Raw genomic sequence first — 23018 nt, forward strand, 5'->3', positions numbered from 1 at the left:
CGTTCCGGAGGTCCCCGGGCCCGAAGGTACCGCGCCGCGCGGCACCGCCTTCCCGGCGGAGGGGCCGCCCCTACGAGTGGCCCAGGTCCTCCAGGACCGCGTCCGGTTCCGTGGTGGAGCCGGAGTCCCCGGCGGGGCGGAGCGGGAAGGCGTCGACGGCCGTCGAGTCGTGGACCGGGGGCGCGGGGCGCGGCGGCTTCGGCATGACGGCGGCCTCCGAGTGGCCGCCGCAGCCGTACGCCAGGGAGACGACCCGGCCGTCCGCCGGGGAGAACTCGTTGGCGCAGAGGCCGAAGCCCTGCTTCAGGGAGCCGGCGAGCGGCACCAGGAAGGCGCAGGAGTCGCAGGTGGCGGGGGCGGCCTGGGCCATCGCGGTCCTGGGGCCGAAGGCCTCGTCCCAGCGGTCGGCGGCCACGCGCAGTCCATAGCGGGACAGGACCCGGGCCCGGCGCATGCCGAGCTCGTCGGCGACGGACGCGATCGCGCCCCGCGAGGGGGTACGGGCGACGATCTCGGCGTCCTCGACGTCGAGGTGGTCCGCCAGCTCCTCCGAGACCGCGGAGTTCGGCGGCGGCACGTCCTCGTCCATGGAGCCGGGCTCCAGGCGCGGGTCGTCCTGCTCGGTGGGCAGGAGGTCGCCCGGTCCCATGTCGCCGGGGCGCAGCCGCTCGCTCCACGGCACCCACTCGGGGGCGAGGAGGGCGTCGGAGCCGGGCAGCAGGACGGTTTCGTCAAGCGTGACGTTCTTGGCGCGGGAGGCGCGCGCGACGGTCACGGCCCAGCGCCAGCCCCGGTAGCCGGGCTCCTTGCACTCGAAGAAGTGGGTGACGACGCGGTCGCCCTCCGCGACGACCTCGACGTGGGCGCCCACGATCCCCGGCGCGGCCGCCTCCTCGGCGGCCTCCCGGGCGAGTTCCACCGCCTCGGCGCACAGGCGGTCGGGGGTACGCGTGGCTCGCGGGGCACGCGGGGTACCGCTTCGCGTCGTCGCAGCACTCACAGGTATCGCTTCTCTCCTACGCCGTCTCACAGGTGCGCCGGCCGGGAGGCGGGAGCGAAGCAGCGGGCGGCGGGCGGAGCGGACCGGGGGGCCGCATCGACGTCCGCACCCGACGTGTCTCGCGCGTCTCGGGCACACCTAACGCCATCCATTCTGCGGTATGCCGAAGAGGCGCGCGGCCGAGAGCTTCCGCCGGTGACGCGCTACGCACGCTACCCCGTTCGCGGGCCGCCGCCCACCTGCCCGCCCCAAGAGGGCCGCGTCACGGGCGACACGACCGGTCGCGAAGCCCCGGGAACCCCGGAGACGCCGGGGCCGCCCCCGACCGGGAAAGCCCCCGTCCGCCGGGCCCGACCGCGCGCCCGCCCGCTCGCGGAAGCGCCGGTTCCGCCGGGCCGGGCCGTACGGGCCGCCGTCCTCGCGGAAGCCGGAGATCAGCGCGGGCGCCGGGCCCGGCCGCCCGGTCGCGGGGTTCCGGGCGCCCGGTCGCGGGGTTCCGGGGTTCCGGCCGCCCGGTCGGCGGACGTGCGGGCCCGGGCGACACGCCCGGAGTGCGGGGGTCCGTGCGGTGCGTCCGAGGGGGCGCGGGTCCTCGGCCCGGGGCGGGCGCGGTCCGGACGGCCCGGATGTCTCCCGCGTCACGTCACGGTTCGCACCTCGCACTTGGGGCACTATGACGGGGTGGCAGCCGCACGGTCCCCCGTACGATCCGAGGATCACGCCGGGCCGCTCCGGAGAGCGGGCCGGGCGGTCGGGCGTGCCCTGCACCTGCCGTTCACCGGCACCGCGAAGGGCATCCGGAAGGCCACCCACGCGCACGGCGCGGGCGAGTCGGGGCTCGGCAAGCTGATCGAGCTGCACGCCGTGAACGGCGCCGGGGACGTCATGATCACCGTCGCCCTCGCCTCCACCGTCTTCTTCTCCGTGCCGACCGACGAGGCCCGCGGCCGCGTCGCCCTCTACCTCGCCATCACCATGGCCCCGTTCGCCCTCCTCGCCCCCGTGATCGGCCCGCTCCTGGACCGCATCCCGCACGGTCGGCGCGCGGCGATGGCGGGCGCGATGGGGACCCGCGCGGTCCTGGCGATCATGATGTCCGGGGCCGTCGCGACCGGCGGCATCGAGCTCTATCCGGCCGCGCTCGGCGTGCTCGTGGCCTCGAAGGCGTACGGGGTGGTCCGCAGCGCGGTCGTGCCCCGACTGCTCCCACCGGACTTCTCGCTGGTGAAGGCGAACTCCAGAGTCACCCTGGCGGGGCTGCTCGCCACCGGGATCGCCGCGCCCATCGGCGCGGGCCTCCAGATGATCGGGCCGGGCTGGCCGCTGTACGGCGCGTGCGCGCTGTTCCTGCTCGGCGTGTTCTGGGCGCTGCGGATGCCGCCGAAGGTGGACTCCGCGAAGGGCGAGCGGCGGGCGCACCTGCTGACCCACGGCGAGAAGAAGCCGAGCCTGCGGACGGTCGGCCCGGCCGTCCTGCACGGCCTGGCGGCCAACGCGGCCCAGCGCATGCTGTCCGGCTTCCTGATCTTCTTCCTGGCGTTCCTGCTGCGCGAGCACCCCCTGTCGGGGCAGAGCGCCGCCGTCTCCCTCGGCATCGTGGGCGTGGCGGCGGGCGTCGGCAACGCGTGCGGGACGGCGGTCGGCTCCCTGCTCCGCGACCGGGGCCACGGACCCGAAGTGATCATCGCCACGATGATCAGCGTGGTCCTGGGGACGGCCGTCTGCACGGCGGTCTTCTTCGGCGGCGTGATGGTCGCCGTCCTCGGCGCGGTCGCGGGCCTCACCCAGGCCCTGTCGAAGCTGTCCCTGGACGCGCTGATCCAGCGGGACGTGCCGGAGGTGGTGCGGACCTCGGCGTTCGCCCGCTCCGAGACCGCCCTCCAGATGGCGTGGGTGGTGGGCGGCGCGATCGGCATCGCGCTCCCCCTGAACGGCACCCTCGGCATGTCCGTCGCCGCCGCCATCCTGGCCCTGGGCGCCCTGCTCGCCGTCCGCGGCCTGCTCTCGGCCGCCCGCCGCCCGGGCCCGAAGAACCGTTCGAAGACGCGGGTGGCGTGACGGACGGCGCGGAAGACCGCGCGAACGGGGCGCCGGGCGGTACGGATGGCCCAGCCCTTCCCCTACGGGGAGGCGGCACGCCGTACCCCCGCGTGGCGCGGAAGCGGCGGCCAGATAGCCTTCGGCTCATGACCGTTCCGTTCTTCTCCGGCTCGCGCCGCCGGACCGCCGTCGCCCTCGGGGCCGTCTCCGCCGGGCTCCTCGTCCTCTCCGCCTGCGACAAGCCGACTCCGCTCGCGACCCTGACGGTCGGGACCGAATCGGTCCACTCCGAGGCCGCCTGCTACAACGGCGGTGACGCCATCAAGGAGTCGCAGGTCCAGGAGTGCCTCAACAAGAAGGCCGAGAAGTCCCTCACCGTCGCACCGGACGACAAGATCCGCTTCGGTGTGGACCCCGAGATCGCCGACAACGGCTGGACGATCTTCCTCGGCGGCCAGCAGGCCGAGGCCGAGCCGTACAAGAAGACCTACCGGACCATTCCGGCCAGCGCCTTCTTCGCCTCCGGCCAGACCGGCGAGACCGTGGACAACGCCCAGGTCACCATCGTCGAGAACACCGGCAAGAAGCTGACCGGCATCTGGCACTTCCAGCTGAAGAAGGAATCCTGATCCGCCGGTGGTCCACCGGATCCTGATCGTGACGGCCGTGGCGGCGGAGGCGGACTCCGTCACCGCCGGCCTCGCGTCCGCCACCCCGGAGCACGCCCCGGAGCGGGTTGCGCTGCCCGGGGGATTCGCCCTGCGCCGCCACGCGGACGGGGACCGCGCGCGCGTCGACGTCCTCGTCGGCGGGGTCGGCCCCGCGGCCGCCGCCGCCGCGACGGGCACGGCCCTGGCGTACGCCTCGCTGACGGGCGCGGAGCACGGCACGGAGCACGGGCGGCGCCCCTACGACCTCGTCGTCTCCGCCGGGATCGCCGGCGGGTTCCAGCCGTCCGCCCCGCCCGGGTCCCTCGTCGTCTCGTCCGCGATCGTCGCCGCCGACCTCGGGGCGCAGACCCCCGACGGGTACCTCGCCGTCGAGGAGCTCGGCTTCGGGCGGTCCGTCCACCCCGTGCCCGGGTCGCTGACCGGCCGCTTCGCCGCCGCCCTGGCCGCCGGGGGCCCGCCGTGCGCCGTCGCCCCCGTCCTCACCGTCTCCACCGTCACCGGCAGCGCCCGGCGCGCCGCCGAGCTGGCGGAGCGGCACCCCGGGGCCGCCGCCGAGGCGATGGAGGGCTTCGGCGTCGCCGAGGCCGCCGCCGCGTACGGCGTGCCCGTCGTCGAACTCCGGGCCGTGTCGAACGCCGTCGGGCCCCGCGACCGCGCCGCCTGGCGCGTCGGGGACGCCCTGGACGCGCTCCGGCACGCCGTCCTGCTCCTCGGCCGAACCGTCTTCGTGGAGGCGCCGTGCACCTGAAGATCGCCTACTCGCCCTGCCCCAACGACACCTTCGTCTTCGACGCCTGGGCCCACGGGCGCGTCCCGGGCGCCCCCCGGCTCGACGTGACCTTCGCGGACATCGACGTCACCAACGGCTGGGCCGAGAGCGGCACCGACGCGCACGACGTCCTGAAGGTGTCGTACGCCGTCCTGCCCTGGATCCTCGACGAGTACGCGCTGCTGCCCTGCGGCGGCGCGCTGGGCCGGGGCTGCGGGCCGCTCGTCCTCACCCGGGACGCCGGGACCGCCGCCGGCCTGGCCGGGCGGACCGTCGCCGTGCCGAGCGAGCGCTCGACCGCCTACCTGCTGTTCCGGCTGTGGGCGGCCGAGGCCGTGCCCGGCGGGGTCGGCGAGGTGGTCGTGATGCCGTTCCACGAGATCATGCCCGCCGTCCGCGACGGCAAGGTCGACGCGGGGCTCGTCATCCACGAGGCCCGCTTCACGTACCAGGAGTACGGGCTGCACCGGCTCGCCGACATGGGCGAGCACTGGGAGTCCACGACGGGCCTGCCCATCCCGCTCGGCGCGATCGTCGCCCGCCGCTCGCTCGGCGCGGAGACCCTCCGGCTGCTCGCCGACTCGGCCCGCGCGTCCGTGCGGACGGCCTGGGACGATCCGGCGGCCTCCCGGCCGTACGTCATGGAGCACGCCCAGGAGATGGACCCGAAGGTGGCGGACCAGCACATCGGGCTCTACGTCAACGAGTTCACGGCCGACCTCGGCGAGCACGGCTACGCGGCGGTCCGCGGGCTGCTCACCCGCGCCGCGGCCGAGGGACTCGTACCGCCCCTCGGCCCGGACGCGCTCGCCTTCCCCTAGGGGGCCAGACCGTAGGGGGGGTCTAGACGTCGAGCTGGTCGGCGACCGCCCGCAGCAGGCCGGCGATGTTCTTGCCCTGGGTCTTCTCGGGGTAGCGGCCGCGCTCCAGCATCGGCGTGATGTTCTCCAGGAGCGTCGTCAGGTCCTGCACGATGGACGCGAGTTCGTCGGGCTTGCGGCGCTGGGCCGCGGCGACGGACGGGGTGGGGTCGAGGATCGTGACGGAAAGCGCCTGGTCGCCGCGCTGACCGGCGACGACTCCGAACTCCACCCGCTGGCCCGGCTTCAGCGCCTCGACTCCGGCGGGGAGCACCGACGAGTGGACGAAGACGTCGCCGCCGTCGTCACGGGAGAGGAAGCCGAAGCCCTTCTCGCTGTTGAACCATTTCACCTTGCCGGTAGGCACGTCCGTCCTCGTCCTCGTCGATGGGGATGGCAAACGGCGGGTCGACCGACCCGCCGGCACCAAGGCTAATGGTCCGGAGGCCGGTGACAAGACGTCGCCGATGTGTTCCTGAGGCCTGGGAACTACCCTGGTCGAATGCGTAGTGAAACCCGCGCCGTGCCGGCGGACGACAGCGCCCCGGGCGACGGCCTCGTCAAGGCCGGTGGCGTCCTCTTCGTGATCGGCGCGGTCGCGACGCTGGTCACCGTGGCTCCGCTGTTCCTCGGGACGGACCCCTTCCCCACCGTCGCGTACACCGTCTCCATGCTGATGGGGGTCGGATTCCTCGTCGCCGCCGCCGGTGTGATGCGCTCGATCGCGGCCCAGCGGCGCCAGGCCAGGACCGGCGCGGACCCGTCCGCTCAGGCCAGGTAGCCCTCCCACCAGGCACGGAAGTCCGTCAGGTCCGTCAGGACCACGTCCGCGCCGGCCTCCCGCAGCTCCTCGGCGGGGCAGGGGCCGGTCGCCACGGCCACCGAGAGGGCACCCGCCGCGGCGGCGCCCCGGACGTCGCCGGTGTGGTCCCCCACGTACACGCGGGCGCCGTGGGCGCGCAGGGCCTCCGCCTTGCCCTCGGCCCACAGGCCGCCGACGACCGCGTCGGGCTCGATGCCGAGGTGCGCGAAGTGCAGTTCGGCGTGGGGGCCGTTCTTGGCGGTGACGACGAGCGTCCGGCCGCCCGCCTCGCGGACGGCCCGGAGCGCGTCCTCGGCGCCCGGCATCGGGACGGTGGGCCCGATCGCGTACTCCGGGTAGAGCGCGCGGTAGCGGGCCGTCATCTCCGGGACGCGCTCCTGCGGGAACCAGTACGCCATCTCGTGTTCGAGCGGCGGCCCGAGGCGGGTCACGACGAGACCGGCGTCGATCACGACCCCGGTCTCGGCGGCGAACGCCTCCCACGTGGCCCTGATGCCGGGGCGGGTGTCGAGGAGGGTCAGATCGAGGTCGAAGCCGACGGTGAGGGGCGCGCTCGGAGAGGTCATGGCTCCCATTCTGGGCCAGGGGTCCGGGGGCGGGGACGGGTGTCCGGGCCGGCTGTGGGAGCGGGGGCCGGTCGGGGGACGGTGCTCTGACCGGGGTACCGGCCGGCGGCCCGGCGGCTCAGTGCCTGCGGGACCGCCACAGCAGGAACAGGGCCGACGCGACCGCCGCCCCCCGCAGGACCCACGGCCAGGTGTCGGCGATCGCCGCGCCCATCGCCTCGCCGCCCGGGACCACCGGATCGCCCCAGCGGCCCTCGACGCGGCCCCAGAGCCAGAGCGCCCCGGAGCCGGCGGCGAGTCCCGGGATGACCATGACCGCGGCCTTGACCTCGCCGGGCGTCAGCCGGCGGGAGGCGTACGCGAGGAGCCAGCCCCCGGCGAGGGCGAGGAGCGAGCCGAAGACGGCGCCGCCGAGCAGGAGCAGCGCGGCGAGCAGCACGAAGGGGCTGGCGAGCCGGGGCCGGGGCGGCGCCTCCACCACCGCCTCGGGGACCGGCGCGGGAGCGGCCTTGCGCGGGCGCAGGAGCCGGACGAGCCGCTCGCGCCTCCCGGACGCGGGGGCCTCGGCCTCCTCCTCGTCCTCCTCGGGGGCGGGCGGCCTGAAGAGGTCCGGGCGCTCGATCCCGCCGACGAAGCCGGGGAAGCCGTCGGCGGCGTCCTCCGTCCGCCACCAGTCGGGCTCCTGCGCCCCGCCGGACGACAGCGGCCGGTCCGGGGCCGACACGCCGGGACGCGGCCCCGGGATTCCGGACCCGCCGGAGCCGTCGCGGGGTGACCGGGGGGCGGGGGCGGAGCCGTCGCGGGGCGCCGGGGAGCCGGTGGCGGAGCCCGCCGTACCCGTACCTGCACCCGTGCCCGTCCCCGTACGGGAGGCGCTTCCCGTACGGTCCTTCCTCCCCGTACGGGAAGAGGCCCCCGGCTCCGGGGCGCCCCCGCGCGGCCGCGGCACCGGACCCCGGCCCGCCCCCGGTTTCCCGGCGCCCCCCGGCGCCCCCGCGCGGTCCACGACCTCGTCCGGGGTGCCCAGGGCGCCGAGGATGCCCCGTACCGTCGCGGGGGTCTCCTCGTCCCCGGTGGCGCGCCGGCGGTCGATCTCGTCGCGGAGGGTCGAGACGAGCCGCATGCGGTCGCCCGCCGGGAGATGGCGCTGCTGGGCCAGATCGCCGACCCGGCTCAGGTAGTCGTAGACCAACTGGTCGCTCTCGATGCCCACGGTGCCCCTCCACGGCCGGTTCGCCCGGTACGGCCCGACGTTAGCGCCTGCGCAGCGGTTAACGTGGTCCGGATGGGGATCGGTGGGCTCGACCGGGAGGCGCACGTGGCCGAGGGAACTGGCGCCGCCGCGGCGCCCCGCACGCTCGCGGAGGCGCTCCGCGCGCGGGGCGACGAGGGGCTCGCCGCGCTGCTGCGCGCCCGCCCGGACCTGCTGAACCCCGTGCCGAACGACCTGACGCAGCTGGCGACCCGCGCCGGGACGCGCGGCTCGGTGGTGCGGGCCCTGGAACGGCTCGACCGGTTCGCGCTCCAGACGGCCGAGGCGCTCGCCGTCGCCCCGGACCCGGCCCCGTACCCCGTGCTCCTCGCCCTGCTCACCGGCGACGAGGGCGACGCGACGATCGAGGCCGCGCTGCCGGGCGCGGTGGCGCTGCTGCGCGAGCAGGCGCTCGTGTGGGGAGAGGAAGACCGGCTGCGGCTCGTGCGGACCGCGCGGGAGCTGCTCTCGCCGTCGCCGCAGCACCCCTCGCCGACCGGCCTCGGGCCGACGGTCGCCGAGGCGACGTCCGGGATGTCGCCGGGCCGGGTGCAGGAGATCATCGCGACGGCCGGGCTCGCCGCGACGCACGACCCGGTGTCGGCGGTGGCGGCGCTGAGCGGGCTCTTCACCGACCGGGCCCGGATGGGCGCGCTCCTCGACGAGGCGCCGCCGGAGGCGCTGGCCGTCCTGGACCGGCTCGTGTGGGGGCCGCCGTACGGCGAGGTGACGGCGAACCCGGCGCCGCCCGTGCGCTGGCTGCGCGACCGGGGCCTGCTGCTCCCGGTGTCGGCGCGGACGATGGTGCTGCCGCGCGAGGTGGCGCTGCACCTGCGGGGCGGGCGGGCGCACCGGGCGCCGGAGCCGGTGGCGCCGGAGGTCGGCGTCCTGCGCGAGCACCGTCCCCAGGTGGTGGACGGCGCGGCCGCCGGACAGGCGCACACGGCGCTCGCGACCGTCGAGGAGCTGCTGAAGTCCTGGGACAAGGGGGGCCCGCAGGTGCTGCGGGCGGGCGGCCTCTCCGTGCGGGACCTGCGGCGGACCGCCGCCGCCCTGGACGTGACGGAGGAGGTCGCCGCCTTCTGGCTGGAGCTCTGCCACGGGGCGGGGCTGCTCGCCTCGGACGGGGAGGCGGACGAGCGGTACGCGCCGACGCCCGCCTACGACGACTGGCTGGACCTGCCGCCCGCCGAGCGCTGGGCCCGGCTCGTCACGCCCTGGCTGGCCGCGACCCGCGCGCCGGGCCTGGCCGGCGGCCAGGACGCGAAGGGCCGCACGCTGTCCGTCCTCGGCCCGGACCTGGACCGGGCGGCCGCGCCCGAGGTGCGGCACCGGGTGCTCGGTCTCCTGGCGACGCTGCCGCCGGGCGCGGCGGCCGACCCGGAGACGCTGTTCGCCCGGCTGCGGTGGGAGCGGCCGCTGCGGGGGGCCGGAAACTCCGGGAACTCCGGGAACTCCGGGAACTCCGGAAGCTCCGGAAGCTCCGGAAGCTCCGGGAGCTCCGGTGACGAAGGGGCGGGGCGCGCCCTCCCCGGCGACCTGCGGTCCCGGCTCGCGCGCTGGGCGCTCGCGGAGGCCGAACTCCTCGGGCTCACCGGCCGGGGCGCCCTGTCGGCGCCGGCCCGCGCGCTGCTCAACCTGCCGCTCGCCGAGGCCGCCTCGCCCGCCGACGAAGGCGGCGGGGTGGAGGAGTCGGTGGCCGCCGGGCGGGCGGCGACGCTGCTCGCGCCGCTGCTGCCCGAGGCCGTCGACCACGTGCTGCTCCAGGCCGATCTGACGGCGGTCGCGCCCGGCCCGCTGCGGCGGCCCCTCGGGGACGCGCTCGCCGTGCTCGCGGACGTGGAGTCGAAGGGTGGCGCGACGGTCTACCGGTTCACGCCCGGCTCCGTGCGGCGGGCGCTGGACTCCGGTCTCGCCGCGTCCGACGTGCACGCGTTCCTCGCCGCGCACTCCCGCACGCCGGTGCCGCAGCCGCTCGCGTACCTCGTGGACGACGTGGCCCGGCGCCACGGGCACCTGCGGGTGGGGGCGGCGTCGGCGTACGTGCGCTGCGACGACGACACCGTCCTCGGCGAGATCCTGGCCGACCGGCGCTCCGCCGCCCTGGGCCTGCGGCGCCTGGCGCCGACCGTGCTCGCCGCGCAGGCGGACCCGGCGGCGCTGCTCGACGGGCTGCGGGCGATGGGGTACGCGCCGGCGGCCGAGTCCGCGGAGGGGGACGTCCTGATCACGCGCGCCGACGCGTACCGCACGCCCGCGCGGACGGCCCCCGTGCCCGTCCCGGACGGGCCGCCCGCCCCCGACGCGACCCTCCTGGGCGCGGCGGTGAAGGCGATCCGGGCCGGTGACCGGGCGGCGACGGCGGTCCGCAGGGAGCCCGCGGCCCCGACGCCCGCCGGGGCCCTCCCCCGGACCTCGTCCGCCGAGACCCTGGCGACCGTCCAGGCGGCCGCGATGACCGGCTCGGCGGTCTGGATCGGCTACGTGAACGCGGACGGCGCGGCGAGCCAGCGCGTGATCGCCCCGGTCCGCGTGGAGGGCGGCTTCGTGACGGGCTACGACCACACGGCCGACGAGGTGCGCACGTACCCGCTGCACCGGATCACGGGCGTGGCGGAACTGGCGGACGACCAGGTGTGACGGCGTCCCGGGCCCTGCCCGCACCCGTGGCCATGCGGCACACTGGAGGATTGGCCGTCGCCGGAGCGGCCCGGGAAGGACCTGATCGCGCGTGAGCGGACCCCTGATCGTTCAAAGTGACAAGACGCTGCTCCTGGAGGTCGACCACGAGCTGGCCGACGCCTGCCGCCGGGCCATCGCGCCCTTCGCGGAGCTGGAGCGGGCGCCGGAGCACATCCACACGTACCGGGTGACGCCGCTCGGGCTGTGGAACGCGCGGGCCGCCGGGCACGACGCCGAGCAGGTCGTGGACGCGCTCGTCGAGTACTCGCGCTACCCCGTGCCGCACGCGCTGCTCGTGGACGTCGCCGAGACGATGGACCGGTACGGGCGGCTGACGCTCTCCAAGCACCCCGTGCACGGGCTCGTGCTGACCACCACCGACCGGCCCGTCCTGGAGGAGATCCTCCGGTCGAAGAAGGTGCAGCCGCTGGTCGGGGAGCGGATCGACCCGGACACCGTGGCCGTGCACCCCTCCGAGCGCGGGCAGATCAAGCAGACCCTGCTGAAGCTGGGCTGGCCGGCCGAGGACCTCGCCGGGTACGTCGACGGGGAGGCGCACCGGATCGACCTCGCCGAGGACGGCTGGAGCCTGCGGCCCTACCAGAAGCAGGCCGTGGAGGGCTTCTGGCACGGCGGCTCCGGCGTCGTCGTGCTGCCCTGCGGCGCGGGCAAGACGCTGGTCGGGGCCGGGGCGATGGCCCAGGCCAAGGCGACCACGCTGATCCTGGTGACCAACACCGTCTCCGCCCGGCAGTGGAAGCACGAGCTGGTGAAGCGGACCTCGCTCACCGAGGACGAGATCGGCGAGTACTCCGGCACGAAGAAGGAGATCCGGCCCGTCACCATCGCCACCTACCAGGTGCTCACGACCCGCCGGAAGGGCGTCTACCCGCACCTGGAGCTGTTCGACTCCCGCGACTGGGGCCTCATCGTCTACGACGAGGTGCACCTGCTGCCCGCGCCCGTCTTCAAGTTCACCGCCGACCTCCAGGCGCGGCGCCGGCTCGGCCTCACCGCGACCCTGGTGCGCGAGGACGGGCGCGAGTCGGACGTGTTCTCGCTGATCGGGCCGAAGCGGTTCGACGCGCCGTGGAAGGAGATCGAGGCGCAGGGGTACATCGCGCCCGCCGACTGCGTCGAGGTCCGGGTGAACCTGACCGACTCGGAGCGGCTCGCGTACGCGACGGCCGAGCCGGAGGAGAAGTACCGCTTCTGCGCGACGACGGCGACGAAGCGGAAGGTGACGGAGGCGCTGGTGAGGAAGTTCGCCGGGCAGCAGACCCTCGTCATCGGGCAGTACATCGACCAGCTGGACGAGCTGGGCGAGCACCTCGACGCGCCGGTCATCAAGGGCGAGACGCCGAACAAGGAGCGGGAGCGGCTCTTCGACGCGTTCCGCACCGGGGAGATCGGCGTGCTCGTCGTCTCGAAGGTCGCGAACTTCTCGATCGACCTGCCCGAGGCGACGGTCGCCATCCAGGTCTCCGGCACCTTCGGCTCCCGCCAGGAGGAGGCCCAGCGCCTCGGCCGGGTGCTGCGGCCGAAGGCCGACGGGCACCAGGCGCACTTCTACTCGGTGGTCGCCCGGGACACCATCGACCAGGACTTCGCGGCGCACCGGCAGCGGTTCCTGGCGGAGCAGGGGTACGCGTACCGGATCGTGGACGCGGACGAGCTGCTGGCGCCGTAGCGCGCCGCTCAGTCCAGGGCGGCGAGGAGCGGGCCGGCGAACGCCAGGGCGTACTGGGCGGCGACGAACGCCCGGCGGGGTGCGGCGAGGGCCGTCGCGCCCGCCCCGGCGCCGAGGGCCAGGGCCCAGAAGCCGGCGGCGAGGAAGCCGTCGTCCGTGCCGTCGCCCTCGACGGCGTCGGTGAGTCCGAGGGCGGCGGTGAGCACCAGGCACGCCGCGAGGAGGAGGAAACCGCAGAGCGCGAGGACGCGGAGGGCGCGGCGGTTCGGGGCGGTGGGGCCGGCGGGCCCGGTGGCGGCGGACTCGGTGGTGGCGGACTCGGTGGTGTGCGGCGTCGTCATGCCCCGATCCCATCAAAGGGGGCGGGGGCGGCGTCAGGCGTCGGGGTACTCAGCCGGGCGGGGCGCGTACTCAGGCGGACGTGCGCTCGGGCGCGTACCTCGGGCGGGGGTCTCTCACCCCCGCCTCCGGCGGGCCGTAGTCGCCGAGGAGGACGACCCCGGCCGCGGCGCCGCCGAAGGCGCGTATCGCGCGGAGGGCGAGGCCCACGCGGTGGAGGCGGGGGACGGTGGTCACGAGGGTGAAGGTCGTCGCGGACATGCTTCCATCATGGAATCCGGACATTACGAACACATCGGTCTGAGGGCCGATCCGGGGCGGACCCGGGGTCGGTCTCACGTCGGACCCCGTCCCCTACGGGGTGGACGCGCGCGGTACGGGGTGGAGAAGCGCGCGCGGTACGGGGTGGAAGCGCGCGCAATCCATTCGCACCGCGCCCCGCCCAGGGTCTACACTCGCCAGCTTCCCCGCCTCCCCCGTGGAGAGCCGCCGTCCGGTCGGAAACCGGCGGCCACTTCGCCGTGTCCGCGCATCCGCCCCGGAGGCTCCGCCGTGTCCGTGCCCGTGCCCGACCTCGATTCCGACCAGCCGCCGTCCACCGGCGATCCGCTCGCGCGCGAACGGGCCCACCTGGCCGCCTCCCGCACCGCCCTGCGCGCGATGCGCGAGGACGCGCAGGCGCTCGACATCAAGGACGTCACCGCGAACTGGGTGAACGCGGTCGTCCTGGAGCGGCAGATCGAGGACCGGATCAAGGCGCTGGCCGACCTGGCCGGGACGCCGCTCTTCTTCGGGCGGCTCGACTACCTGCGCACCACGCAGGAGGGGCAGCGGTTCTACATCGGGCGGCGGCACGTCCACGACGCCGGCGGCGATCCGATGGTGATCGACTGGCGCGCCCCGGTGTCGCAGCCCTTCTACCGGGCCTCGCGCAAGGACCCGCAGGACGTGGGGCTGCGGCGCCGCTTCGGCTACACGGGCGGCGAACTCACCGCGTACGAGGACGAGCACCTGTCCGACCCGGAGGAGTTGGAGCGGACGAGCCGGCTGCTCCAGGCGGAGATCGAGCGGCCGCGCGTGGGTCCCATGCGGGACATCGTGGCGACGATCCAGCCCGAGCAGGACGAGATCGTCCGGTCCGACCTGTCGGGGTCGGTGTGCGTGCAGGGAGGGCCCGGGACCGGCAAGACGGCCGTGGGCCTGCACCGTGTCGCGTACCTCCTCTACGCGCACCGGGAGCGGCTCGCCCGCACCGGGACGCTGGTCATCGGGCCGAACCGCTCCTTCCTCCACTACATCGAGCAGGTGCTGCCCGCGCTGGGCGAGCTGGAGGTCAAGCAGGCGACGGTGGACGACCTCGTGGCGCACGTCGAGGTGCGGGGGACGGACGGGGCGGCGACGGCGGTCGTGAAGGGCGACGCCCGGATGGCGGAGGTGCTGCGGCGGGCGGTCCGCTCGCACGTGAGGCTGCCGGAGGAGTCCCTGATGGTGGTGCGCGGCTCGCGCCGCTGGCGGGTCCCGGCGTACGAGATCGAGGAGATGGTGCGGGAGCTGCTCGACCGCGACATCCGGTACGGGGCGGCCCGCGAGGCGCTTCCGCAGCGGATCGCGCACGCCGTGCTCGTGCGGATGGAGCAGGCGGGCGAGGCGCCGGACGACCGGGTGCAGAACGCGGTGGCGCGGAACGCGGCGGTGAAGGCGGTCGTGAAGGAGTGCTGGCCGCCGGTGGACCCGGCGAAGCTGGTGCTGCGGCTGCTGAGCGACGCCGACTTCCTGGCGGAGCACGCCGAGGGGGTGCTGACGGAGGACGAGCAGAAGCTGCTGCTGTGGGAGAGGCCGGGCCGGAGCGTGAAGTCGGCGAAGTGGTCGGCGGCGGACGCGGTGCTCGTGGACGAGGCGAAGGACCTGGTGGAGCGGACGCACTCGCTCGGGCACGTGGTCGTGGACGAGGCGCAGGACCTGTCACCGATGCAGTACCGGGCGGTGGGCCGGCGCTGCACGACCGGTTCGGCGACCGTCCTGGGCGACCTGGCGCAGGGGACGACGCCGTGGGCGACGGAGAGCTGGGCGCAGGCGCTCGGGCACCTGGGGAAGCCGGAGGCGGTGGTCGAGGAGCTGACGGCCGGTTTCCGCGTGCCGCGCGAGGTCATCGCGTACGCCTCGCGGCTGCTGCCGCACATGTCTCCGGGGCTCGCGCCGGTGGAGTCGGTCCGGGAGAACCCCGGTTCGCTGGACGTCCGGCACAGCCGTGCGGAGGACCTGGACGCGGCCGTGGTCGCGGCCTGCGTCGAGGCGCTGGGCCACGAGGGCTCGACCGGCCTGATCGCCGCCGACGCGCGGATCGCCCCGCTCGCGGAGGCCCTGGCGGCGGCGGGCCTGCCGCACCTCTCCCCCGGCGAGGAGACGACGGCCGACTCCCGCCTGACCCTGGTCCCGGCGTCGCTCGCGAAGGGCCTGGAGTACGACTACGTGGTCCTCGACGAACCGGCGGCGGTCGTCGACGGCGAACCCGACGAACGCACGGGCCTGCGCCGCCTGTACGTGACGCTGACACGAGCGGTGTCGGGGCTGACGGTGGTCCACTCGGCTCCGGTCCCGGAGCAGTTGGGAGAACTCTGATCCGGGGTGGTCAGGCGAGGTCCGCCAGGGCCTCGGTCCGGGTGCGGCGGGCGACCGACGCCAGGACCGGGTTCTTCTCCCGGTAGTACGCCTCGGTGACGACGCCCCAGCACAGGGCCCAGCCACGGCCCCGGGCCCAGGTGGCGTCGTCGACGCGGGAGGCCTCGCGGAAGAGGGGGCGGGTGGCGGGGGTGAGGAGGGACCAGGCGGCCATCATGTCGCAGGCCGGGTCGCCCGTGCCGAGGCCGCCGAAGTCGATGACGGCGGACAGGCGGCCGTTCCTGGTGAGGAGGTTGCCGGGGAGCAGGTCGGCGTGGACCCAGACGGGGTCGCCCCGCCACGGCGGGAGGCGGAGCACCGACTCCCAGGCCCCGGTGACGGCGGCGGCGTCGAGCGTGCCGTCCGCGCCGAGGGTTCCGATCGCCGGCGCCATGGCGCCCCGCTCCCAGTCGGTGACCGGTCCGCCCCGGAAGGACACCGGGCCGCCGGTCGCGTCCACCCCGCGCAGGGAGACGCCGAAGCGGCCCAACTCGGTGGCGGCGTGGGCGAGATCGGTGATCGGGGCGTCGTGCGCGTCGTCCCCGTCCAGCCACCGGTACACCGACCAGGGCCGGTCGAAGCCCTCCCCCGGCCCGCCGTGTCCGACGGGCACGGGGACGGGCAGCGTCAGGTGCGGGGCGAGGCGCGGCAGCCAGTACCGCTCCTTCTCCGCCTGTCCATCGGACCACTCGGCCTTCGGCAGGCGGACGGCGAGGTCGTCCCCGAGCCGGAACACGGCGTTGTCCGTCCCCGCCGAGTCCACGGCCCGTACGGGCAGGTGCGCCCAGGCGGGGAACTGAGCGGCGATCAGGCGCTCGACGAGGGCCGTGTCGAGGACGGGGGAAGCGGGCATGCGGGCGAGGCTAGTCGTCCGCGTGCCGCGGGGACCAGGCGTTTTCCCGCCCGCGGGTGGCCCCCGGCGCTCAGGAGAGCGGCGCGTCCACCGCCTCCCGCCACGTGCGGACCGCGGCCGCCGAGACCGGGGCCGTCCAGCCCTCGGGGCGGGCCGCGCCGCCGATGTGGAAGGCGTCGAGGCCGGCCGCGCGCAGTCCGGGGAGGTGGTCGAGGCGGAGGCCGCCGCCGACGAGGACGCGGGCCTCGTAGCCGGGCTCGCCCGCGCGGGCGGCCTCGGCCTTGAGGGTGGCGAGGCCGTCGTCGACACCGGTGGCGGCGCCGGCCGTGAGGTAGGTGTCGAGGCCGGGCAGGTCGGCGAGGGCCTTGCGCAGCCCGTCGCGGTCGGCGGCCCGGTCGATCGCCCGGTGGAAGGTCCAGCGGCAGCCGTCGAGGACGGCGATCAGCCGCTCGACGGCGACCAGGTCCGGCTCGCCGTCGGGGGTCAGGAAGCCGAGGACGAACTCGTCCGCGCCGGCCTCCCGGAGGTCGGCGGCGCGCGCCACGAGGGCGTCGGTGCCCTCGGGGCCGCCGGCCGAGAAGCCGTCGGCGAGCCGGAGCATCACGCGCAGCGGGATGTCGACGGCGGCGCGGATCGCGGCGAAGCCGGCCCCGGACGGGGTGAGCCCGTCCGCCGCCATGTCGGTGACGAGTTCGAGCCGGTCGGCGCCGCCGGTCTGGGCGGCGACCGCGTCCTGCTCGTCGAGGGCGATCACCTCAAGGACTGCACGGTTGCTCATCGAAGCCCATTCCTCCATGAATGACGGCTATAGGTCTAGTCCAATGACCAGCCTAGCCGTGCTCGTGGCCGCCCGCATCGTGCTCGGCCTCACCCTCCGCGGAAACGGGTGCCCCCGAATCGCCCACCCGTACCGTGAAGGCCGCCGTCCGCACCTCTCCCCCGTGCCGGAAGTCCAGGAACAGACGGTACGCGCCCGCGCTGGGCGCGGTCGCCGTGAAGGAGACGTCCGGGCCGGGACCGCCCTCGTTCGGGTGGACGTGGAGGTAGGCGAGGTCGCCCTCGCGCAGGGCGACGAGGTGTCCGTACGCCCCGAGGTACGGCTCCAGGTCGGTGACCGGCTTTCCGTCCTTGGAGACGGTGAGCCGCAGCTCGCCGGGCTTCCCGGGGTCGAGGGTGCCGCCGAGGCGGACCTGATATCCGTCCACGTCCGCGGTCGGCGCGGCGGCGGGCAGCGGCTTCGGCGCGTACTCCCCCGGTACGGAGACGTCGGCGCCGAGCGTGAGGGCCCGGGCCCCGGGGGCGGCGGGCTTGAAGTCCGCGAAGGCCTTGTAGGGGCCGGCGGCCGGCAGGTCGGTCTCGACCGACCAGGTGCCGTCGGCGGCCTTCACCGGGTGCAGGTGGCGGAAGACGGTGAGGTCGCGCGAGGCGACGACGAAGTGCATCTCCTTGTCGTGCTCGGTGGTGAAGGCGGTGACCTTCCTGCCCGCCGCGTCCTTGACGGAGAACTTCAGGACGGTCCGGCCGGGAGCGGGGGCGGGGGTCGGGTCCTCCAGGGCGAGGGTGTAGCCGCCGTCGGAGATCTGGAGGCCGCCGGGGGTCTCGGCGGCGGGGGCCGTCTCCTCCTCGTGCTCCACGTGCCCGTCGGCCGCCGGGGCCTTCGCCGGGGCGGCGGCGGGACCGACGGCCGTACCGACCCCGTACGCGGTCCCGAAGGTCGCGGCGAGCGCGGCGGCAAAGGCGGTGATCTTCGCACCGGTGTTCATGACTGCTCTCCCGTAGCTCGTACGCGGGCGGCGCGGGTGGCCGCGCCCTGAACCGTTCGATGCACTTCACCATACCCCTGGGGGGTACCAAGTCAAGCCGAGGATCCGCTTGCCACGCATACGACAGGGGGGTATACATGGAGTCGTGAGCGGATACCCCCCTAGGGTATCGAGGGAATGGAACCGACCGAGGAGGAAGCCATGGGCTCCTGCTGCACCCCCGACCACAGCTGTTCGACCGGCGCGGACGGCTCGACCGGCGCGACCGCCGTCGCCGTCGTCACCGCCACCACGACCGTCTACGCCGTCTCCGGCATGTCCTGCGGCCACTGCGAGGCCGCGGTCACCGGCGCCGTCGGCGCGCTCCCGGGCGTCGTCTCCGTCGACGTCGACGTCGCCGGCGGCCTGGTGACCGTGACCACCGGCGGCGCGCCCGACGACGCCGCGATCGCCGCCGCCGTCGACGACGCGGGCTACGAGCTGACCGGCCGCGCCTGACCGCGCCGGTCCACCGCGCCCGCCCCGGCCGCCGGGGCCCGCCGCACCGCACCCCACCCGGGCCCCGGCCCCGGACCCGTACCCCCCGAGGAGCAGAGTCCATGGCAACGACGACATCCGGCACGGCTCAGGTCGAGCTCGCCATCGGCGGCATGACCTGCGCCTCGTGCGCGGCCCGCATCGAGAAGAAGCTCAACCGCATGGACGGGGTCGAGGCCACCGTCAACTACGCCACCGAGAAGGCGAAGGTCACCTTCGACGCGGACGCGGGCGTCGGCGTCGGCGACCTCATCGCCACCGTCGAGGCCACCGGCTACACCGCCGCCGAGCCCGAACCCCCGAGGCCCGGGGCCGCCGACCCGGGGCCCTCCGACGAGGAGCGGGCCGACGAGGAGCTGCGGCCCCTGAGGCAGCGGCTGATCACCGCCGTCGTGCTCGCCGTCCCCGTCGTCGCCATGGCCATGGTCCCGGCCCTCCAGTTCACGTACTGGCAGTGGCTGAGCCTCGCGCTCGCCGCGCCGGTCGTCGTCTACGCCGCCTGGCCCTTCCACAAGGCCGCCTGGACCAACGCGAAGCACGGCGCGGCCACCATGGACACCCTGATCTCGGTCGGCACGGGCGCCGCGTTCCTGTGGTCGCTGTGGGCGCTGTTCCTCGGCACCGCCGGCACGCCCGGCATGACGCACCCCTTCGAGTTCACGATCGCCCGCACCGACGGCGCCGGGAACATCTACCTGGAGGCCGCCGCCGGCGTCACCGCCTTCATCCTGGCCGGCCGGTACTTCGAGGCCCGCTCCAAGCGGAAGGCGGGCGCCGCGCTCAAGGCCCTGCTGGAGCTGGGCGCCAAGGAGGTCACCGTCCTGAAGGACGGCCGGGAGGTCACCGTACCGACCGCCGAACTCCGGGTCGGGGACCGCTTCCTGGTCCGCCCCGGCGAGAAGATCGCCACCGACGGCACCGTGGTCGAGGGCTCGTCCGCCGTGGACGCCTCCATGCTCACCGGCGAGTCCGTCCCGGTCGAGGTCGCGGTCGGGGACGCCGTCACCGGCGCCACCCTCAACGCCGGCGGCCGGCTCGTCGTCGAGGCCACCCGCGTCGGCTCCGACACCCAGCTCGCCCGGATGGCGAAGCTCGTCGAGGACGCGCAGAACGGCAAGGCCGCCGCCCAGCGCCTCGCGGACCGGATCTCGGCCGTCTTCGTGCCGGTCGTCATCGCGCTCGCCCTCGGCACCCTCGGCTTCTGGCTCGGCACCGGACAGGGCCTCACCGCCGCGTTCACCGCCGCCGTCGCCGTCCTGATCATCGCCTGCCCCTGCGCCCTGGGCCTGGCCACCCCGACCGCGCTCATGGTCGGCACCGGGCGCGGCGCGCAGCTCGGCATCCTCATCAAGGGCCCCGAGGTCCTGGAGACCACCCGCCGGGTCGACACGATCGTCCTGGACAAGACCGGCACCGTCACCACCGGCCGGATGACGCTCCTCGCGGTCCACACCGCCGACGGCGTGGACGAGAAGGACGTCCTGCGGCTCGCGGGCGCCCTGGAGCACTCCTCCGAGCACCCGATCGCCCGGGCCGTCGCCACCGGCGCGGCCGACCGGGCGGGCACGCTCCCCGTCCCCGAGGACTTCGCGAACGTCCCCGGCCTCGGCGTGCAGGGCGTGGTGGAGGGACACGCGGTCCTCGTCGGCCGCGAGAAGCTCCTGGAGGAGTGGGCGACGCCCCTCCCGTCCGGCCTCAAGTCGGCGAAGGACGCGGCCGAGAAGGCGGGGCGGACCGTCGTCGCGGTCGCCTGGGACGGGGAGGCGCGCGCGGTCCTGGAGGTCGCGGACGCCGTCAGGGACACCAGCGCCGAGGCGGTCCGGCGGCTGCGCGGACTCGGCCTCACCCCGATCCTGCTCACCGGCGACAACAAGGCGGTCGCGGAGGCCGTCGCCGCCGAGGTCGGCATCGACGAGGTGATCGCGGAGGTCATGCCGCAGGACAAGGTCGACGTCGTCAAGCGCCTCCAGGACGAGGGCCGTTCGGTCGCCATGGTCGGCGACGGCGTGAACGACGCCGCCGCGCTCGCCCGGGCCGACCTCGGCCTGGCGATGGGCACGGGCACGGACGCCGCCATCGAGGCCGGCGACCTGACCCTCGTACGGGGGGACCTGCGGGCGGCGGCCGACGCGATCCGGCTCTCCCGCCGGACCCTCGGCACGATCCGCTCGAACCTCTTCTGGGCCTTCGCCTACAACGTGGCCGCGCTGCCGCTCGCCGCGGCCGGACTGCTCAACCCGATGATCGCGGGCGCGGCCATGGCCTTCTCCTCGGTCTTCGTGGTCGGCAACAGCCTGCGGCTGCGGGGGTTCAGGGCGACGGACGGGTGACGGCCGGCCGCCGTCGGTCGGTGGCCGCCGGTCGCCGGTCGCCGGTCGCCGGTCGCCGGTCGCCGTCGGTCGGCGGTCGGTGGCCGCTGGCCGCCGGTCGCTGGCCGTCGACCGACGGCGACCGCGGGGGAGGGCTCCGGGCCCGCCGCCCCCGGCTCCGTACACTCCCCCGCATGACTTCTGTGGCGCTGGCGGTCCACGACGGGACGATGCTGTTCGAGACCGCGGCGGCCTGCGAGGTGTTCGGCGTCGACCGCGGGATCACCGACGGCTGGTACGACTTCAAGGTCTGCGCCGCGCGGGGCACCGCCGCCGCCCGGGTCGGCGGCTGGCTCCGGATCGACGCCCCGCACGGCCTCGACGACCTCGCCGGCGCGGACACCGTCGTCGTCCCGTCCTGCTCCGACGTCGACGCCGCCCCGCCCGCCGACCTCCTGGAGGCCGTGCGCACGGCGCACGCGCGGGGCGCGCGGATCGTGTCGCTGTGCACGGGGGCGTTCGTCCTGGCGGCCGCGGGCGTACTGGACGGCCGCCGCGCCACCACCCACTGGGCGCACACCGACGACCTGGCGGCCCGTCACCCCCGGGTCGAGGTCGACCCGGACGTCCTCTACGTCGAGGACGGCACCGTCCTGACCTCGGCGGGCAAGGCCGCCGGGATGGACCTGTGCCTGCACCTGGTCGCCGCCGACCACGGCGCCGCCGTCGCCGCCGAGCTGGCCCGGCGCCTCCTGGTCCCGGCCCGCCGCGCGGGCGGCCAGGCGCAGTACGTCGCGGCCCCGACGTCCGCCGACACCGCCGACGCCCTCGCGGACCTCCTCGCCTGGGCGGGCGCCCGGCTCGACGAGCCCCTGACGGTCCCCGACCTGGCCCGCCGGATGGGCATGAGCACCCGGAACCTCACCCGCCGCTTCACCGCCACCACCGGCACCACCCCGCTGCGCTGGCTGCACACCCAGCGCATCCACCGGGCCCAGGAACTCCTGGAGACCACGGACGACAGCGTCGAACTCATCGCCGCCCGCACGGGCATGGGCACGGCGACGACCCTGCGCCGCCACTTCCACAACGCGCTGGGGGTGCCGCCGGACACGTACCGGCGCACGTTCCGGAGCGCGGCGCGGAGCACGGCGACCGCCCCCTGACGCACCGGGACCTCCTCGCCCTCCGGCGGGGCGCCGGGAAGGCGGCCGCCGCCGTACGACACCGGCGCCCACGGCCCGGCGGAATGGCTCCTCCGCACGGTCACCCCGGCCCGCCCCGGCCCTCCGCCTGAGCGGCGCGGACGGTGCCGGCGGGCGCGCTACGCCGTGGCGATCCGTACGGCCGCGAGGGCGACGCCGAGGTGGGCGGTGACGAGCACGAACCACTCGTAGGCTCCGAGGCGGGGACGGTGGCGGGCCATGAGGCGCCAGTTGTCGACGCCGAACGCGACGGTGAGCAGGAGGAGGGGGATCCAGAGGAGGGCCCACCAGGTCCAGACCCCGCCGAGCCTCAGCACGGCGCACGCGATCGCGGCGAACAGGCCCGCCAGGTACCAGCTCGGCTTCTCCGCGCCCTCCGCGCCCTCCGCACCGTCCTCCGGCGCCGCCGCCGGGACGCTTCCGTTCTCTGCCCGCATCCGATTCCACTCCCCCGTACGCATGTCGACGTGCAGCCCGGGAAGCGGCCTGGTCAGGGCCTTTCGGGCGGCACCGGCAACGTAACCCGGCGCGTTCGCCCGGTCAAAGGGCGTTCGGGGCGGGCGCGTTCGGGGAGCGCGGTTCCCGGTGCGTCCCTAGGATCGGTCCATGGCCTCTCACCCCTGCTCCCGCCCGGGGACCTCGTCCCTCTCCCTCTGGTCCAGGGACTCGTTCCTCTCCATCGGTTCCGTGGGCTCGATGCTCTCCATCGGCTCGGTGGGCTCCTTCCTCTCCATCGGCTCGGTCGGCTCCGCCCACTCGTTCGCCTCGATCGGCTCCTGGGCGAGCGTCGGATCGGTCGGCTCGGCCCTGTCCGTGGGCTCGGTCGGGTCCTGGCTGAGCGTCGGATCGGTCTTCTCGGCCCGGTCGAACGGGGCGGTCCTGTCCTGGCGCTCGCGCGGCGGGGTGCTGGCGGCGGGGGCCCTCGTGGGGGGGGCGGGGGGGGGGGCCCCCGGGGCGGGGGGGGGGCGGGGGGGCCCGAGGGGGCCCCCCCCCCCCCCCCC

The 23018-nt window shown here is 75.6% G+C and carries 21 protein-coding genes and 1 pseudogene; 11 read left to right on the forward strand and 11 right to left on the reverse strand.

The window, feature by feature from the left end; all coding sequences use genetic code 11:
* Nucleotides 1-70: 70 nt before the first annotated feature.
* The gene (locus tag ADL08_RS20490) at nucleotides 71-1000 is read right to left on the reverse strand and encodes a DUF3027 domain-containing protein (protein WP_078968441.1); all 930 of its coding nucleotides are present in this window, start codon (nucleotides 998-1000) and stop codon (nucleotides 71-73) included.
* 681 nt (nucleotides 1001-1681) lie between these two features.
* Between ADL08_RS20490 and ADL08_RS20495 the strand changes: the two genes are divergently transcribed.
* From ADL08_RS20495 to ADL08_RS20510, 4 genes are all read left to right on the forward strand, one after another.
* On the forward strand, nucleotides 1682-3058 hold the full coding sequence (locus ADL08_RS20495) for an MFS transporter (RefSeq protein ID WP_053645039.1): 1377 nt from the start codon (nucleotides 1682-1684) through the stop codon (nucleotides 3056-3058).
* Between the two features lie 128 nt (nucleotides 3059-3186).
* Complete coding sequence (locus ADL08_RS20500; protein WP_053645041.1) at nucleotides 3187-3669, forward strand: hypothetical protein; 483 nt, start codon at nucleotides 3187-3189, stop codon at nucleotides 3667-3669.
* Nucleotides 3670-3676: 7 nt separating this feature from the next.
* Nucleotides 3677-4459 carry a futalosine hydrolase gene (locus ADL08_RS20505; protein WP_053645042.1) on the forward strand — a complete coding sequence of 261 codons (783 nt, stop codon included), beginning with the start codon at nucleotides 3677-3679 and terminating at the stop codon, nucleotides 4457-4459.
* Entirely contained in the window at nucleotides 4450-5301 is an 852-nt protein-coding gene (locus ADL08_RS20510) for a 1,4-dihydroxy-6-naphthoate synthase (protein WP_053645044.1), read from the forward strand. Before ADL08_RS20505 ends, ADL08_RS20510 begins: the two co-directional genes overlap by 10 nt.
* A gap of 22 nt (nucleotides 5302-5323) precedes the next feature.
* Here ADL08_RS20510 and ADL08_RS39020 read toward each other — a convergent pair whose 3' ends face one another.
* Complete coding sequence (locus ADL08_RS39020) at nucleotides 5324-5707, reverse strand: cold-shock protein (protein WP_053645046.1); 384 nt, start codon at nucleotides 5705-5707, stop codon at nucleotides 5324-5326.
* 135 nt (nucleotides 5708-5842) lie between these two features.
* On the opposite strand from ADL08_RS39020, the gene ADL08_RS20520 reads away from it, so the two are divergent.
* A complete protein-coding gene (locus ADL08_RS20520; protein WP_053645048.1) occupies nucleotides 5843-6121 on the forward strand; it encodes a hypothetical protein in 279 nt (92 codons plus the stop codon).
* On the opposite strand, the gene ADL08_RS20525 is transcribed toward ADL08_RS20520, so the two are convergent.
* Together ADL08_RS20525 and ADL08_RS20530 are read right to left on the reverse strand one after the other, a co-directional pair.
* Entirely contained in the window at nucleotides 6109-6738 is a 630-nt protein-coding gene (locus tag ADL08_RS20525; RefSeq protein WP_107092115.1) for an HAD family hydrolase, read from the reverse strand. The two genes, ADL08_RS20520 and ADL08_RS20525, sit on opposite strands and share 13 nt — an antisense overlap.
* Nucleotides 6739-6847: 109 nt before the next feature.
* On the reverse strand, nucleotides 6848-7942 hold the full coding sequence (locus tag ADL08_RS20530; protein ID WP_053645053.1) for a hypothetical protein: 1095 nt from the start codon (nucleotides 7940-7942) through the stop codon (nucleotides 6848-6850).
* A gap of 72 nt (nucleotides 7943-8014) precedes the next feature.
* Here ADL08_RS20530 and ADL08_RS20535 point away from each other — a divergent pair, with 72 nt between their 5' ends.
* Nucleotides 8015-10621 (forward strand): helicase C-terminal domain-containing protein, encoded by a 2607-nt coding sequence (locus ADL08_RS20535; protein ID WP_234352207.1) that lies wholly within the window; start codon nucleotides 8015-8017, stop codon nucleotides 10619-10621.
* A gap of 91 nt (nucleotides 10622-10712) precedes the next feature.
* On the forward strand, nucleotides 10713-12353 hold the full coding sequence (locus ADL08_RS20540) for a DNA repair helicase XPB (RefSeq protein ID WP_053645055.1): 1641 nt from the start codon (nucleotides 10713-10715) through the stop codon (nucleotides 12351-12353).
* Between the two features lie 8 nt (nucleotides 12354-12361).
* Here the strand turns inward: ADL08_RS20540 and ADL08_RS20545 are convergent, their stop codons facing one another.
* Together ADL08_RS20545 and ADL08_RS20550 are read right to left on the reverse strand one after the other, a co-directional pair.
* Nucleotides 12362-12694: a hypothetical protein gene (locus ADL08_RS20545; protein WP_053645057.1), complete on the reverse strand. Its 333-nt coding sequence runs from the start codon at nucleotides 12692-12694 to the stop codon at nucleotides 12362-12364.
* A gap of 70 nt (nucleotides 12695-12764) precedes the next feature.
* Nucleotides 12765-12953: a hypothetical protein gene (locus ADL08_RS20550; protein WP_053645059.1), complete on the reverse strand. Its 189-nt coding sequence runs from the start codon at nucleotides 12951-12953 to the stop codon at nucleotides 12765-12767.
* 291 nt (nucleotides 12954-13244) lie between these two features.
* Here ADL08_RS20550 and ADL08_RS20555 point away from each other — a divergent pair, with 291 nt between their 5' ends.
* A complete protein-coding gene (locus ADL08_RS20555; protein ID WP_420709561.1) occupies nucleotides 13245-15311 on the forward strand; it encodes a HelD family protein in 2067 nt (688 codons plus the stop codon).
* A 10-nt stretch (nucleotides 15312-15321) separates the two neighbouring features.
* On the opposite strand, the gene ADL08_RS20560 is transcribed toward ADL08_RS20555, so the two are convergent.
* The 3 genes from ADL08_RS20560 to ADL08_RS20570 form a co-directional block, all read right to left on the reverse strand.
* Nucleotides 15322-16203: an aminoglycoside phosphotransferase family protein gene (locus tag ADL08_RS20560; RefSeq protein WP_053645061.1), complete on the reverse strand. Its 882-nt coding sequence runs from the start codon at nucleotides 16201-16203 to the stop codon at nucleotides 15322-15324.
* Between the two features lie 70 nt (nucleotides 16204-16273).
* Nucleotides 16274-16981: a copper homeostasis protein CutC gene (locus ADL08_RS20565; RefSeq protein ID WP_053645063.1), complete on the reverse strand. Its 708-nt coding sequence runs from the start codon at nucleotides 16979-16981 to the stop codon at nucleotides 16274-16276.
* Nucleotides 16982-17033: 52 nt separating this feature from the next.
* Complete coding sequence (locus ADL08_RS20570) at nucleotides 17034-17966, reverse strand: hypothetical protein (RefSeq protein ID WP_053645065.1); 933 nt, start codon at nucleotides 17964-17966, stop codon at nucleotides 17034-17036.
* 201 nt (nucleotides 17967-18167) lie between these two features.
* Here ADL08_RS20570 and ADL08_RS20575 point away from each other — a divergent pair, with 201 nt between their 5' ends.
* The 3 genes from ADL08_RS20575 to ADL08_RS20585 all read left to right on the forward strand — a co-directional run bounded on the left by ADL08_RS20575 (nucleotide 18168) and on the right by ADL08_RS20585 (nucleotide 21978).
* A complete protein-coding gene (locus tag ADL08_RS20575; RefSeq protein ID WP_053645097.1) occupies nucleotides 18168-18464 on the forward strand; it encodes a cation transporter in 297 nt (98 codons plus the stop codon).
* A 101-nt stretch (nucleotides 18465-18565) separates the two neighbouring features.
* Entirely contained in the window at nucleotides 18566-20833 is a 2268-nt protein-coding gene (locus ADL08_RS20580) for a heavy metal translocating P-type ATPase (protein ID WP_053645067.1), read from the forward strand.
* Nucleotides 20834-21006: 173 nt separating this feature from the next.
* A complete protein-coding gene (locus ADL08_RS20585; protein ID WP_053645069.1) occupies nucleotides 21007-21978 on the forward strand; it encodes a helix-turn-helix domain-containing protein in 972 nt (323 codons plus the stop codon).
* Between the two features lie 158 nt (nucleotides 21979-22136).
* Here the strand turns inward: ADL08_RS20585 and ADL08_RS20590 are convergent, their stop codons facing one another.
* Nucleotides 22137-22454: a hypothetical protein gene (locus ADL08_RS20590; protein ID WP_053645071.1), complete on the reverse strand. Its 318-nt coding sequence runs from the start codon at nucleotides 22452-22454 to the stop codon at nucleotides 22137-22139.
* Nucleotides 22455-22631: 177 nt separating this feature from the next.
* Nucleotides 22632-23018, reverse strand: a pseudogene (locus tag ADL08_RS39235) (hypothetical protein); the annotation flags it as partial.

Source organism: Streptomyces sp. NRRL F-6492 (assembly GCF_001280125.1).
Lineage (GTDB): Bacteria > Actinomycetota > Actinomycetes > Streptomycetales > Streptomycetaceae > Streptomyces.

Coding starts and splice junctions, on each gene's coding strand:
- ADL08_RS20500 (WP_053645041.1), top strand. CDS start 3,187: ATGACCGTTCCGTTCTTCTCCGGCTCGCGCCGCCGGACCGCCGTCGCC.
- ADL08_RS20520 (WP_053645048.1), top strand. CDS start 5,843: ATGCGTAGTGAAACCCGCGCCGTGCCGGCGGACGACAGCGCCCCGGGC.
- ADL08_RS20525 (WP_107092115.1), bottom strand. CDS start 6,738: ATGGGAGCCATGACCTCTCCGAGCGCGCCCCTCACCGTCGGCTTCGAC.
- ADL08_RS20535 (WP_234352207.1), top strand. CDS start 8,015: ATGGGGATCGGTGGGCTCGACCGGGAGGCGCACGTGGCCGAGGGAACT.
- ADL08_RS20545 (WP_053645057.1), bottom strand. CDS start 12,694: ATGACGACGCCGCACACCACCGAGTCCGCCACCACCGAGTCCGCCGCC.
- ADL08_RS20550 (WP_053645059.1), bottom strand. CDS start 12,953: ATGTCCGCGACGACCTTCACCCTCGTGACCACCGTCCCCCGCCTCCAC.
- ADL08_RS20560 (WP_053645061.1), bottom strand. CDS start 16,203: ATGCCCGCTTCCCCCGTCCTCGACACGGCCCTCGTCGAGCGCCTGATC.
- ADL08_RS20565 (WP_053645063.1), bottom strand. CDS start 16,981: ATGAGCAACCGTGCAGTCCTTGAGGTGATCGCCCTCGACGAGCAGGAC.
- ADL08_RS20570 (WP_053645065.1), bottom strand. CDS start 17,966: ATGAACACCGGTGCGAAGATCACCGCCTTTGCCGCCGCGCTCGCCGCG.
- ADL08_RS20575 (WP_053645097.1), top strand. CDS start 18,168: ATGGGCTCCTGCTGCACCCCCGACCACAGCTGTTCGACCGGCGCGGAC.
- ADL08_RS20580 (WP_053645067.1), top strand. CDS start 18,566: ATGGCAACGACGACATCCGGCACGGCTCAGGTCGAGCTCGCCATCGGC.
- ADL08_RS20585 (WP_053645069.1), top strand. CDS start 21,007: ATGACTTCTGTGGCGCTGGCGGTCCACGACGGGACGATGCTGTTCGAG.
- ADL08_RS20590 (WP_053645071.1), bottom strand. CDS start 22,454: ATGCGGGCAGAGAACGGAAGCGTCCCGGCGGCGGCGCCGGAGGACGGT.